Origin of the sequence: Companilactobacillus versmoldensis DSM 14857 = KCTC 3814 (assembly GCF_001434295.1) — a bacterium.
GTDB lineage: Bacteria > Bacillota > Bacilli > Lactobacillales > Lactobacillaceae > Companilactobacillus > Companilactobacillus versmoldensis.
Genome location: NZ_AZFA01000021.1, coordinates 1 through 14,110 on the forward strand (window position 1 = coordinate 1; position 14,110 = coordinate 14,110).

General features: G+C 38.7%; 14 protein-coding genes. 2 read left to right on the forward strand and 12 right to left on the reverse strand.

What is annotated here, in order from left to right:
* Positions 1-469: 469 nt before the first annotated feature.
* The 5 genes from FC27_RS09360 to FC27_RS09380 all read right to left on the reverse strand — a co-directional run bounded on the left by FC27_RS09360 (position 470) and on the right by FC27_RS09380 (position 6,458).
* Complete coding sequence (locus FC27_RS09360) at positions 470-1,393, reverse strand: sce7725 family protein (protein WP_010624759.1); 924 nt, start codon at positions 1,391-1,393, stop codon at positions 470-472.
* Entirely contained in the window at positions 1,390-2,106 is a 717-nt protein-coding gene (locus FC27_RS09365) for a hypothetical protein (RefSeq protein ID WP_010624760.1), read from the reverse strand. The genes FC27_RS09360 and FC27_RS09365 overlap by 4 nt, the downstream gene beginning before the upstream one ends.
* Positions 2,087-4,465: an ATP-dependent DNA helicase gene (locus FC27_RS09370; protein ID WP_010624761.1), complete on the reverse strand. Its 2,379-nt coding sequence runs from the start codon at positions 4,463-4,465 to the stop codon at positions 2,087-2,089. Before FC27_RS09370 ends, FC27_RS09365 begins: the two co-directional genes overlap by 20 nt.
* Positions 4,466-4,580: 115 nt before the next feature.
* Positions 4,581-5,210, reverse strand: coding sequence for a hypothetical protein (locus FC27_RS09375; RefSeq protein WP_010624762.1), 630 nt, complete (start codon positions 5,208-5,210; stop codon positions 4,581-4,583).
* 105 nt (positions 5,211-5,315) lie between these two features.
* A complete protein-coding gene (locus tag FC27_RS09380; RefSeq protein WP_010624763.1) occupies positions 5,316-6,458 on the reverse strand; it encodes a helix-turn-helix transcriptional regulator in 1,143 nt (380 codons plus the stop codon).
* A 39-nt stretch (positions 6,459-6,497) separates the two neighbouring features.
* Between FC27_RS09380 and FC27_RS09385 the strand changes: the two genes are divergently transcribed.
* Together FC27_RS09385 and FC27_RS09390 are read left to right on the forward strand one after the other, a co-directional pair.
* Entirely contained in the window at positions 6,498-6,791 is a 294-nt protein-coding gene (locus FC27_RS09385; RefSeq protein ID WP_010624764.1) for a hypothetical protein, read from the forward strand.
* 52 nt (positions 6,792-6,843) lie between these two features.
* The gene (locus FC27_RS09390; RefSeq protein ID WP_010624765.1) at positions 6,844-7,431 is read left to right on the forward strand and encodes a hypothetical protein; all 588 of its coding nucleotides are present in this window, start codon (positions 6,844-6,846) and stop codon (positions 7,429-7,431) included.
* Here FC27_RS09390 and FC27_RS09395 read toward each other — a convergent pair.
* The 7 genes from FC27_RS09395 to FC27_RS09425 all read right to left on the reverse strand — a co-directional run bounded on the left by FC27_RS09395 (position 7,423) and on the right by FC27_RS09425 (position 14,050).
* A complete protein-coding gene (locus FC27_RS09395) occupies positions 7,423-8,241 on the reverse strand; it encodes a zinc metalloprotease (protein WP_010624766.1) in 819 nt (272 codons plus the stop codon). The two genes, FC27_RS09390 and FC27_RS09395, sit on opposite strands and share 9 nt — an antisense overlap.
* A 155-nt stretch (positions 8,242-8,396) precedes the next feature.
* On the reverse strand, positions 8,397-8,756 hold the full coding sequence (locus tag FC27_RS09400; protein WP_010624767.1) for a DUF1634 domain-containing protein: 360 nt from the start codon (positions 8,754-8,756) through the stop codon (positions 8,397-8,399).
* Positions 8,756-9,601: a sulfite exporter TauE/SafE family protein gene (locus FC27_RS09405; protein ID WP_010624768.1), complete on the reverse strand. Its 846-nt coding sequence runs from the start codon at positions 9,599-9,601 to the stop codon at positions 8,756-8,758. The genes FC27_RS09400 and FC27_RS09405 overlap by 1 nt, the downstream gene beginning before the upstream one ends.
* Entirely contained in the window at positions 9,601-10,077 is a 477-nt protein-coding gene (locus FC27_RS09410; RefSeq protein ID WP_010624769.1) for a hypothetical protein, read from the reverse strand. The genes FC27_RS09405 and FC27_RS09410 overlap by 1 nt, the downstream gene beginning before the upstream one ends.
* 9 nt (positions 10,078-10,086) lie before the next feature.
* Complete coding sequence (locus tag FC27_RS09415; RefSeq protein WP_010624770.1) at positions 10,087-10,995, reverse strand: alpha/beta hydrolase; 909 nt, start codon at positions 10,993-10,995, stop codon at positions 10,087-10,089.
* A gap of 8 nt (positions 10,996-11,003) precedes the next feature.
* The gene (locus FC27_RS09420; RefSeq protein ID WP_010624771.1) at positions 11,004-12,197 is read right to left on the reverse strand and encodes an MFS transporter; all 1,194 of its coding nucleotides are present in this window, start codon (positions 12,195-12,197) and stop codon (positions 11,004-11,006) included.
* 239 nt (positions 12,198-12,436) lie between these two features.
* Positions 12,437-14,050, reverse strand: a complete 1,614-nt coding sequence (locus FC27_RS09425; protein ID WP_010624772.1) for a helix-turn-helix domain-containing protein — start codon at positions 14,048-14,050, stop codon at positions 12,437-12,439.
* Positions 14,051-14,110 lie beyond the last annotated feature (60 nt).

The window sequence follows — 14,110 nt, forward strand, 5'->3', positions numbered from 1 at the left end:
GAACAATTTCCCTAATCAATTTCACGAAACTCTAAATAAGGCAGTTAAACCTGCTCCTAATGGTCAAGCTCCCTTGGACCAACATTTACTCAAACCACTACGTTAATAATTACTAATTCTTTATATCCCACAATAAAATTATAAAAAAGAAGGACAAATCATTATGAATAACTTTCCTAATCAATTCCACGAAGCATTAAATAAGGCAGTCAAACCTGCTCCTAATGGCCAACCACCTTTGGATCAACACTTGTTGCATCCTGGCAAATAATTAAACAATTCAAAATTCAAACTTACTAAAATATAAAAAAGAAGGTATATTACTATGAACAATTTCCCTAATCAATTCCACGATGCTTTAAATAAGGCAGTTAAACCTGCTCCTAATGGTCAACCACCTTTGGATCAACACTTGTTGCATCCTGGCAAATAGTCGAATAAATTGAAACAGCGTAGCCTATTGGCTACGCTATTTTTGTGTCTTTAATTCAAATAATCTATGCATCAATTGGAAGTGATGCCGTAATGACAGTTTTTTGACCATCCCTAGACCGGGAAATTTTGTCTGTGACACATATTCCGTTAGTTGATCGAGTGCTGGTGTTTCGTTCAATCCACTAATATTATCATTCTTCCACGTAACTAATTTATTCAGCACTTCGAAAAATTTCTCCTTTTGACCGCGCATCGTTTCGTTACTGTCGGAAACAAAATGATGGATCCGCAAGCTGCCGTCAGCTGTGACGTAAATTATATGCAACGCGATGGCTCTTGAAGGCATCCCTTTATCGAAATAATGACCACCGACCATGGAAAAATCAGCAAATCCTTGATAATTATCAATCTGTCGATACCAACTTGCCGGTTGGAAAAATTCATCGTCGATTTCTGCGTAATCTTCTACATGAGGTACAAAAGTCAGCGGATCAGTTAGACTGACTGCCTTATCGGCAACGATCTGATGGATCCGCGCTTCCTCAGGTATCAAAACACCACTGACATTTTTCAGGACTCGACTATTTTGACAGGCTTTCAAGATCGGATAATTTCTCGCAATCAACAAACTCGTCTGGTGACCGTGTGTATGAATGAAATCACTGCTGAAATCAGGTGCAAGGATAGCTGTTGGATGGAAAAAATTCAATTCTGACAAATCTGGTAACGGATAAAGCTTAGTATCATTCAATCCGTAGACACTCACTTGGGGATTGGCGACAATTCCGAATGGTTGCTCCTCCTGGATCAAGGCAGTCACCGTCTGCAATAATTCCTTTGAATCCCGAACAGGCTCGATAATGGGAACAATATTTTCCCCCAGTTCCTGCGCCTGACAGGCTTCCTTTAAGGCCAGCAAATCGTACATCCGACCTCGCAAATATGGATAATAGATCATATTTGATCCCCCAAATCCGGTTGGTCCATCGCTTGGAGTTGCATTTTCAGTTGCTGATACTCAGCATTGCGAGCATCTAATTCCTCCTGCAAAGAGGTCACTGCAGCACTTTGTGTGTCATCAATGAACCGGTCGTAGAGATTGTGATCAGGATGATAAATATCGTAGCCTTTCTTGGCACGCTTTTTCAACTCCTTGTACAATTGGTCGTCCGAATACAGCTGCAACCCCTTCTCGACCCGCTTAGCCTTGTCGACCTCACGGAACAACGAGGCCACAAAATGACTCGTCAATTGCTTTTCATCAACCTGCAGATCCTGATACTGAGCCTTTTTAGCCACCGTCAAGAACCCCGGTGCACGCAAAGTTTGTGGAGCCAAGTCGAGCGCCCTTTTGTCAAAACTTCGATAGATCAAAACTCCGATGTGTGACGGGATCTCTTCAGCTACTTCCTGATAGAGTTTTTGTGGTAAGACAAAATAATTATAATTACCGATAAAAGATAATTTGGCCTTCGAATGGAAATCTGTTTTCGTCACTTTCAATTCAAAACAGCGCCATTCAACTGAGCCATCTGTCAGTTGCTGGTAGCTTAAAGTATCAACGATTCCTTTATTATCAGGCATCGATACTTCTTCGACAACGTAGGCTTGCTGTTCATAGCAGTATTGATAGAGTGTTGTTTCTAACTCTTTAGTCAATTTGGTCTTCATAATTATCTTGTCCTTTCCAAAAATCCTCGATGGCATTATCTAATTTGTGGAGCGAACTGATCCGCTTGAAATTCTGCCAATGTGGTGGGAACAACTGCACATAGCGACCACTAGCAAAGCGTTGATCAACTAAGAGGATGATCCCCACATCCCGACTGCTCCTAATCAAACGCCCAGCAGCCTGCAAAACATTGTTCATTCCTGGTAATTGATAAGCATAGGCAAAGCCTTGGCCATTTTCTTGATTGTAGTAATCCTTGATCAGATTATTTTCAGCACTCAAGCCAGGTAAACCAACACTGACTACGGCAACTCCGATCAAACGATCCCCTCTCAAATCGATTCCTTCCGAGAAGATGCCGCCTAATACAGCAAATCCTACTAAGGTCTCTGTTGGTGATTCTTGAAATTTATCCAGAAACTCTTGTCTTTGGGCCGCGTCCATCGAATTTTGCTGAGCAACTGTCTTAATCTCTGGATATTCGTCGTTAAAGGCAGCCTTTATTTGTCTTAGATAAACGTATGACGGGAAAAAGAACAGGTAATTTCCAGTCTTCGCTTTGACCAAGTCATATAAGCTGGCCACGATATATGGTTCGTTATTGCTCCGCTGATGATAGGTCGTCTGGATGTACTGGGTAATGAGAATTTCTTGGTTTTGTTGTGGAAACGGTGATGGTAATTGATATGCCAAGCTATTGTCGATCCCGCCGAGAACGTTTTGATAATAATTCATTGGTGACAAGGTTGCAGAGAATAAGACTGCTCCAGCACCTAATTTCATCGACTGATCGAGAAAATAACTGGGATCAAGACAGATTTGTTTGATGGAGACCTTATCGCCGTCGATAACGATCCGCGTTTGATAAGTATCATCGTAGAAGCTGCTGATCTTAACAAAGGTCAGACATTCGAAGAAATAATCTCGGGCCGCTTTCAAAAAGTCTGTCTGTTCCTTGTCTTTCATCCACTCAGTCATGAAGTCGTCAAATTTGTTAAGGATCTTCAATAGATCCTTGGGAACGTCATTGGTGACCATCTCATCTTTATGGAGGATCTCTAAGGTAACTTTGATATCGGAAAAAGCCTTGGCGACTTTCTGCAATTGATTCTGATACCGCTTGGTCGATTTTTTCTCAGCCGCTGCTTTTTTCATCAGTTCTTCAATACCAACATTGGTGACCTCAGCTGAATACATATCACGCGAGCGACTGACAAGGTTATGAGCTTCATCGATCAAAAAGAAATTATCGTTATCTTTTTCAGTAAAGAACCTTTGGAGATAAACTAATGGATCAAATAAATAGTTGTAATCGCAAATAATGACATCGCAAAACAACGATGTATCTAGAGAGAACTCAAATGGGTCGACCATGTGCTTGCGAGCATATTTCTCGATGATCGATTTAGTGATACTGTCCTCATGTACCAAGATGTCCTTCAATGCTGGCTTCAATCGGTCATAATAACCAATCATATAAGGATTTTTTTCTGGTAGCACATCCTTTTCTTCAGGAAATCTGATCTGTTCTTTGGCTGTTAAAGTAATACTTTTAAGCCTCAAACCTGACTGGCTCATTAGATCGATCGCTTCTTCAGCCACACGACGAGTGCTCTGCTTAGCAGTCAGATAAAATAGTCTCTGAATCCGATCCTCACCAATTGCTTTGACCGCTGGAAACAGCGTCGAAATAGTTTTTCCAGTCCCAGTCGGTGCTTCAACGAACAGTCGTTTTTTTAGACGAATAGTCTTGTAGACTGCACCTGCCAATTCATGCTGCCCGGTTCGAAATGCTGGAAAAGGAAAATTTAGCTCGCTGATCGAATCGTTTCTCGTCTTTCTCATATCAGCGCGTAATTTCAACCAAAATTCATACTCTGTTATTAATTTTTGAAAGAAGTCATCCAATTCTTCACGGGTAAACTTTTTTTCAACTTGAGTGGTTTGGTCTTCGGTAACTTGAAAATAAGTCAGCTGTAGCGTTACCTCATTCAACTCTGGATGATCTTCTAATAAAATATGTCCGTATACTTTGACTTGGCCCCAGTAAAGTTCGAGAGTATTGTCGCTTAATTCATCAAACTTTTGATCAGAGGTTTTGATTTCCTCGATCAAGGCTTTATCTGGATTCAATTCGACTCCGTCTGCTCGACCAGAAATATCATATTCCTGATTGTTCATGGTGACGGTCTTTTTTAGATAAACTTCACTTTCATAATCATCTGAGCGAGTGCTCTGCAATTGTCGATGGATTCTAGCACCAGCTAAGGCAGTATTCGTACTGTCCTTGCTGTCGACCAGATCGCCACTGCGTAGCACAAATTCGACTAACGTTCTAATACCGATCCGTGTTGACATAAGCACCCCTCCCTTTTTGATTATTCACTTGTAACATTGTAAAACATGTGTTCGTTTTTGTCTGCTGATACAAGCAAAAAACCGTTACCAACTTTTGGCAACGGCTACTAACTTTCTAATATTGATTCATGACGATCAAAGTTTGTCTCAATTGTTTGAGATTATTGGCAATCTCAGTCCAACTATTATCAACTTGATCATATAGCGATTTGATTGGCTCATCATCAACATCAAATTGAGCCATTTTTTGCTCAACGAGCTTTTTTGTTTGGCTAAAATTTTCATCTTGGTTCAACTTAATGTATTGGATCATATATTGCATTCGATGATTGACTAGTGGGTATTGGAAATTTCCATTGTTTTCAATCGTTGGTCGCTTGATTTCACTAGCATGGGCAATAAAATCTTTTAGGATGCTATGTTCATAAAAAGCAATATATTGAGAGATCAATTCATTGAACTCTATTTGGTTAATATGATATTCATTTTCCATATCTAAATAACTTAACGTCTTCTCTGATTCAGTAAGTTCTACAAAAGGTATGTTCGAAGTATCCGCGTTAACAATTTCTAAAAATTTGATTTTCATAAAACCACGATCATGATTTCGTTTGATAATATTGGCATTCATCTTTTTTAAATTCAGAACGATATTACTGCCTTCAGCCAATTTAGTAGCAAATCTGGTACAGAAGTCAGCATATCTTTCTGACTCGCGTAATACTCGTTCATTTTCAATTGTCATAATGTTCTCCCCCAACCTATGACTTAAATATTAAAAGTCAGCACGCAGTTATATCAATCCACAAATCTGTGGCATTATTGATCAAGTGCGTTATAACGCCCAATTTTAAATATCCCGTTTATGGTACGACTGCTGAACTCGTTTAAGACCAAGTTGTGGATCACTAAAGTGGGTCATTTGATCAAGATTGTCTTTGATACTATCTGGCACCTGTTTGGCTTTAATGTTGCGGACCTCATCTTCAACATAGGCACCTTTATGAACTACTTTGATATATTCAGATTGAGTTGAATAACTACCATTGATGGTAATGATATTACCATCCCCATAATCAGTATCGATCACGGCTGTTTTTTGTTTACCAGGATCTTCAACTAAGGCATAGCCGACCTCTTCTTTTATGAAAGGATTAAAACGTTCAATATTAGGTGACTGAATATTTTTACCAAAAAAAGTAACTGTCAAAATAGCTAGTAAGACAATAAAAATACTCAGTAAGAAATAAGCTGCTTGTCGATACAATTCACGCCCTTTAACGACATCTGCTATTTGGCGATTGACTTCATTTTCATCATCACCCCAAAAATCAGAGACTGGAAAATTCAAAGCTTGGGCCACCTTGACCATATAATCCATGTTCGGATGTGACTCCCCATATTCCCAGCGATAAACAGTATTACGTGAAACTTGGACTTCATCAGCCAATTGTTGTTGGGTGAATAAAGCCCTTTGGCGCTTTATTTTTAGTACTTCAGCAACTGGTCGAATTTTATTAGGATCAACAAAACCTGTTTTGGGATCAGATTCAACGTGTTCTTTTTTTGTCCATGGCCAGCCGTGAATTATTGCTAAAATGGAATTAATAAGCATAAGAAATAATGTTATCCCTGGAAAAACATGTTCATCATGATGAACAATATTAAAAGTGATAATATTGGTAAGAAATATTAGTATGATTATTATTTCGAAAATACCTAAAAATAGATAGATATATTTATTATCACTGGTAAAATGTCTTAATGAAAAAAAGACATATGCCAATGAGATACAAATCAAAGCAACAAATTCAATAAATCCTGGAATCGTAGTCTCGGCATATTCAATGTAAGTCATGGATTTATAGAATGGAAAGTAATTTTGCCCACCATTCGATTGAATGATGATCATTTTAAAGTAGATCAACGATACGATCGTTGCGACAGATATTAGCAGCAAAGCTGCTTTCAATAAGGTATTTTTCTTTAACATATTCATTACGTTCCAATTTTATATTTAGGGGATAATTTTATGCATAAACGGATTAAGTTGATGGGGATCTTCGGCGGAATCATTGTGATCATTGCAGTCGCAATCTTTTTCTCATATCAAAGCTATTCAAATATCAGTCTTTCTAATGATTCACAGATGACACCGAATAAAACTGATAAAAATAACAAAACTGCTTCTAAAAAGACCTCAAAGAATAATAATATCTTTTTGCAAGACAAGGACAACCCGGATCATCGCTATCCATCCCTACGGCTCAAATGGTGTTTATCAATATCGTTCTCAAGCCAATGGAAATCTTTATCCGGAATATAAATACTTCAATGGTCAAGTATCAAGTAAGAACAATAAATTAGCTGTCTCGCCCTTGAAAAACACTTCAGCTAAATCATTTTCCTTCAAGAAAAATTCTGATGGGTCTTATCATAATACCAACAATGGGCATAACTATCAGAAATTGGCGACAACTAAAAATGATCATGATGGTCTCTCAGTCGACGACAGTTCTAACGACTCGGTTTCTGATAACACCATCGAGGACGGATTGAATGAAATCCTAAAGGATCGTTCTAATCCGACTTACGGCAATGATACGATTGACGTTTCTCAAGAAGCTTTGCAAAATTATCGTCATTATATCAAGCTCAAAAATGGTGACTATTATGATGCCAATTCAGATTTCTTCTATGGACCTAACTCTGAAAAATTCACTACCGATGATTTCAAAAATAATCCGGACGCTTATGCCGACCCGGATTACCATATTGAAGATTCAATGATGTACTATAAAAACAATAATCAAACTCATGTCACTAACGAAGAAATAAACGAAAACGTTTATTGGATGCAAGGACTTACTGGTTCAAAGGTAACTGACCAGCTACTGCCTGATTATAGTAGTAGTCATGATAAAAATTTTGACGACAGTAAACCTCATTCTGACGCTTTAAATTAAATCTGGTCTACCAACGGCGTGACCCATTTCGTGAATCACCGTATGGATCAATTCAGGATCATTCATATCTAGTTTTTCGATATCAGGTGACAAAACGATTTTCCCTTGAACTAAACATTGTTGATAAACAATAGTTGGTAAGAAGATAGCCTGAAATCCTGGTTCAAATGACTTAGCGCTAGTAGAATCATGATTCAAATCAGTCACAACTACCTTAGCCTTTTGAGAATCATTGACCATTCTGAAATGGAAACGTGGATCTTTTTCCCATTCTTTAAAAGCTAAAGACAAGGCATTCTGTATTTTGGCATTACCCGTTCCATTGTAAACCGTCATATCAGATGGTTTTGCGATAGCCCCGTAAATCAAAGAATTGATCCGGACACTTTCATCATCCAAAAATCCATGATTGCCCAGCAAGATGAATTCATAAGGATCATGTGCTAAGGCACTAAATAATTCCCGATTCCCTTCACCATTCGAATGACTGACACGATTATATCGATCAAGAAAATCATTGAAAGTGGTAAAATCTGGCATCTTTTTAGCTAAATCAGCATTGATGCTAGACAATGGTGTATTCGGATTATCAGCCCAATAAGTGAATATCGGTTTATAAAAATCAGCTCTTTGATGAGCTGATTTTTCTTTTTCAGCGACATCTTTAACAAAATAACTATCTGGTATATCGACTTGTTGCCCCTCATCATCAGTCACTACCTTGGCTTCTGCCACTGAATTGCTGAATAATGGCAAAACTAACCCGATGATCATCGCAAAAGTAATTAAAATCCCACGAAACTTTTTCATCAAACTTCCCCTATAAAAATAATTTAATATATGGTCAATTCTACTATTATTTTTATAAATTTGGAGAAAATTTAGCATTTGATAAAACATTTCGATTATCGGTTGATATATTCAATGATGGGCACAAAAAAAAGCAGCCCAGTGGACTACTTTTTTCACGCATTATATCCAAATACCATTGCAAATATCAAAATTACCAAGACGGCTGTTGTGATATAAACGTACAGCCTATCTTTCTCAACCATAAAAGCGTAGATCGAGACCACGACTCGTAAGACCGGCGTCAAGATCAATAAGAAAATCCCTAGCATGATGACGGCATAAGATTTTCCTTGGACGATCCCTTGAAACATCAGTCCAAAACGCTTAGGCCATTGACCGTCGGCATAACCTGAACCACCGTTTACAAGGTACAAGATCATCCCTAAAACAATCACGATTGCTGAAACCACCACACCGATCCGGAGGATCTTTCCAATGATCAACTCAACATCACGCATTTCATTTTTATTCATTAGAAGCTCACCCCAAATCCTTTAAGGACCATCTGTAATCCCATCAAGAAAATGATCGGCACAAAGATCATCCTAATAAGTCTCGGTTTCAAAACTTGCATCAAGCGAGCACCAACCGTGGCACCCACTAAAACACCAATCGCCAAAGGACCAGCGATATCAGGTCGAATCGACCCGTTAAAAAAGTAGACAGTGGCACTGGCAGCAGCTGTGACACCCATCATCAAATTGCTGGTAGCACTAGATGGTTTGAGTGGCATCTTCATAATAGTGTCCATGGCAATAACCTTGAACGCACCACTACCGATACCCAGTAAACCACTAGCTAGTCCGGCTGCCCACATCATCACAAAACCACCGGGAATATTTTTCATCGAATAATCGATCTTTTTTTTCTCGGATTTATCATAATACGAATCTGCCAAACGTAGTTTTTTCACGGTCGTATCTTGCTCTGTATAAACTGATTCACCTTTTTTGCTCATCAATTTTCGGATCATATTATAAGTCGAATATAGCAAGAAAAATCCGAATAAGATGTACAAGAAGGTACTACTGAACAGCCCTACTAACAGGGCACCCATGATCGCACCAACGGTCGTGGCTATTTCCAAAAACATTGCCACTCTGAGATTGAGCATGTCGTCCTTGAGATAGGCAATCGTTGCGCCTGAACTCATGGCGATGACCGAAATAATACTAGCTCCGATCGCGTATTTAATATCTAATCCCATCATTACGGTCAGAATTGGTGTAATGATCATTCCCCCACCAATTCCAAGGATCGCCCCTAAACAGCCGGCGGCTAAACCGATAACGATGATCAATAACATCGAAGTATCCATTATTTAGCCTCTTTTTCTGCCTCATCTTTTTTATTGAAGTTTTCCAATGAAGTTTCATAATTGCCACGCATGATAGCCATCGCATTCTTAGCCTGTGCGTCAGTCATATCACCATCAGAAATATGGTCGATATGGAATTTCGAAGCATTCAAGTAATCGCAACGAGTCGATAAATAAAGTTTCGTTTCCGTTTCTTGTCCATCCTCAAAGAAATGAATGACTTTTTTAGCATCATCGAATGGCAAGTTGATAATGTCCGATTCCAAATAAAAATCAATCGGAAATTCTGAGTCGACCGTATGAATCATCACTTGTGACAACTTCCCGTCACTGAGGTCTTGTTTAATTTGCTCAGCAGCCTTTTGAATCGACCAAAGGTCTTCTTTCAACAAATCATCCTTACTGATGTCTAAAGTATTCTGTTTAAAGTCATCATTCTCAATTTTTTCTTTGAAATCGTTCATTGTAATTTTCATATTTAACTCCTAAAGATACTGATTTAAAAAATTTGTTACCTTATGCTGATAATTTTTCGAGTCGATATAATAACTACGGATGTGAACTCCCTTATCCAAAGCGTAGCTCTCCTTCGGGAAATCACCGACCTGCAGTAACTCATCACGCATAAAATACGGAACAGCAGTGTCCAACTTGCCATGCATGAAAAGGATTGGCAAATGGCAATTCTCTAAAGCCTTAATACAGTCTGCTTGGCCGTAAAAGTAGCCTGAACGTATTTTAGCAACGATTGAGATCATCTTTAATAAGAAGCGTCCAGAAATCTTATAACGATTCTTAAAGTGGTAATTAACGATATCTAGCATACTTGTGTAGCCTGAATCTTCAATCACTGCTTTGACATTTTCAGGCAACGACTTCCCTGCTGTCATCATGACAGTCGCTGCACCCATTGAAGCGCCAAATAAAACAATTTTTTCGTTCGGCCGTTTGCTCAAAAGTTCATCGATCCACTTCTTGGTATCGATACTTTCAAGGTAACCGAATCCTTGGTACTTACCTTCACTTTTGCCGGCTGCCTGATTGTCGACTTGTAAGATATTGTAGCCTAAATTACTGAACATTTGGGCATGGATATCTAATGATGCATGATCGACGGCGAAACCATGGATGATCAAAATAGTCGTCGATGATGGTTCTTTGGCTTTGGTGAACCAACCATACAACTTATGCTTATTGGACGTTATTGTCCACTCTTCACGAGGCATCTTTAAAAATTGGTCAGTGGCCTCATCCAAACCTGGATCGAGGACGACTGGCGGCGCATCGGTTCCTAGCGCACTACTGTTTCTCTTTTGTAAGTACAAAAAAAGAGCGTTCAAAATCAGAACAATCAGTAGCAACACTATAACCAAAATAATAATAGTAATTGTCATAAAATACCTCATTTTTCTAATTCTTTAACACCCTTTAATGATAACGCAACTAATATCATTGCTGCGGTAATACCGTAAAATAAATCTCCGAAAGACAATATCATGACGATGATACTACCAACATAAGGTCCGACCGCTCGTCCGAGCGACCCCATGATGGTGTATAGACTTTGCAGACTACCACGATTCTTGGTCGTGGACATTTTATTTAATAATGCCGGGATCGTTGGAAAGACCATTGATTCCCCGACAGTCAAGATCAACATGCTGACGATGAACATCCAATAAACTTTGGCGTTCGGTAACAATAGGAACGATAATCCCATGATGATGATCCCGACTAAGATTTGATTTTTAAGTAGTTTGAATAGTTTTGAAGCGATTCGATTCATCACTGGCTGGATCAGTAATAAGGAAGCCGCATTGACCGTGAAGACCATACTATATTCCTTTTTAGAGAAACCATTATTGACCATGTACAATGACATATTACTATCCCACTGCGTATAACCCATCCACATGATGAAAACTCCTAAGCTCAAAATGATCAAGTTTAGGCGATATCGTTTTTCGCCCGTGGCGACCTTTGGATCGACGCCTTCGTCACTAACAGTAAATTCATGTGTTTTTTCAGCTTCCTCGTTAGTGGCATCTAATGTAGCCGACTTGAAGAAGACGATCAACAGGCACAACAAGAAGAAAATAACTGGGATAAAGAAAGTGAAGAAAATACTCCATTCAAAAATGAATCCCACTGAAGTCGAACCGACCGCAATCCCTAAATTAGCTGCCAAGTACATGTTATTGAACAGTACTCGGCTGTCACCAATAGTTTGCTCAGCTACGAAGGCTGTATAAGCATTGATCGCCGTATATGAGATCCCCATCCCAAATCCGAGCATACTCAACATGAAGAAATAGCTTGGCCAAACGTGATGGAAAGTCATCCCTATCAGTGAAATGACCGCAATGATGTATCCAATTTGTAGAGTCCATTTTCTTGATAATTTGTCGAACAGGATTCCACCTAAATAATTGCCGACCATCATTAATCCCGAATAGACCATCAGCGCGAATCCCGCCATTGTAGCCGATTGATGAAGATTTTTATTAATAAAAATCATATTCACCGGCAAAATAAATCCCATAACCATGTTAAAAGTAACATTCAAGGTCAACAACCATAACTTTTGTGATCGCATTTTTTCACCCCTGACCAACGAATTTTCTCAATAAAAAAGGCCATGGTCATAAACCATGGCTTTTTTATGATAGTACTCTATACGAGTAAACAGTAAAGTTGGTTCACACAACCACTGAAGATATCGCTCACAAATCCGGTGAGTGGTTCTTGATATCCTACCTCAAGTGTCGTCCAAATTCGACGACTCTCGACTCATCGCATATAGTAATACTAATATATTTGAGCAATTTTTTCAACTTAAACGTTTGTATTGCCAGCAACTTTTTCGTCAGTCCAAATCTTGTAAATCAAGTTCAATAGACCACCCATTTGTCCATCGACACCGTTGTACATCCAACGATAGATGCAGACATCGTCTTTCATCTCATCATCTGGAAGATTGGAACTGTTAGCCGTGACTATAATATCCGCATCTTTTGAATCACTAACGATGCTGACATATGGCAAAGCCTCCAAAGTAACTGCCAAGTCGGAATAAACCAAGAAGAATGATTCAAGTTCCAAGTAAACGTGGACTTGAATATTTTGGTTATAAAGTGAGAAGAAACGATAAGCAATTGCATAAAGAGCGTCAGAAATCAATTTTGACTTACCCTTCAATGAATTGTACTTGTCACGTCTCATCAAATGTTGAACCGTCGAACTGATCTTACTCTTCAACGTTTCATCAGTCAGCGTACTCATCGCATCCCCAAAACCAGAGAACAAGTTCAAGATCTCAATAAAGTTTTGGTCCAGAGCGAGCACGCCAATGATACAAGTCGTCAAATTATACTTGTAACGCATGAATTCCTTGTGAGACAAGGAGAAATCAGAAACAGTTTGTTCAATGTCATAAGGAATCAAATCCAAGAAGTCATCAATAAAGTTGGCGAAAAGTGGATTGTACTTAACCAGCTGTCTGGAGACGGTTTGAAGATATTCTTCAGAAACCTCAAAGGTAGTTGGCACGCACATCAACAGAATATAGAAATCGGCAGATTGGAACATCTGCTCCTCGTAACTGATTGAGTCCATAGATCTTCTAAGTGCCTTAACGTCATCTGAACTATTAGTTGAATCGTCAAATAAGGCTGTAGCACCTTCAAAGATATTTGGAAATGGATAATTGATGACACTCAATGCCTCGATGTTTTGCATATGGTTACCGCCCAGAATACGGTAAGAGTGTGCCATAACAACATAAGCATAGAATAGTTTAGTAATAGTATTGACTGGTTGTAGCCGGTACTTCTCCAGAGCGATATCTACTACTTTGAAGGCTGTTTTCTTTGAGAACAACTCAAATGGCCAAACGAACCCTCTCGTGGCATTCCAGTAAAGGGCTGCAATTGCTAAACGAATAGCTTCTTCATTACCAACAAAGCGCATTGGTTCATAAGCAATTCTTACACCGAAACGTTTTAGATAACCTCTTACAGGCTTCAAATGACGTAAAACGGTTGCCTTACTACTATTTAAGTCAGTATAGAATTGCTTGAATGAACTTTCTTTACCTTTAACAATCGCATCCAAAAAACGATAACCATCTGATCTAGTTGTTAAAAATGCGTGGTAACCATCCCTCGAAATGGCAAACATTTCTTCAATCTTATAATCATCTTTTTTTAAAATTTCGCGAAAGTCATCTTGAATACCTAAAAATGTATTATAGACACTACCATAGCTCTTATTCATTTGATATGCAGCTTTTCTCAAGTTGATATCTTTGACAGCTATATGTCTGTTACGATAAGTCCCAATCAAATCAGCACTAGCCAATTGGTTCGTGCGTATTAACTTTATTTTATTGAATAACTGAATCTTTTCTACCTCAGATTTAGATAAGAATAAATCAGTAAAACTATCCAATAGTATCACCTCCCGAGTCATATAGATTATATCACGGTATTATTTTTTTACTAAATTGAT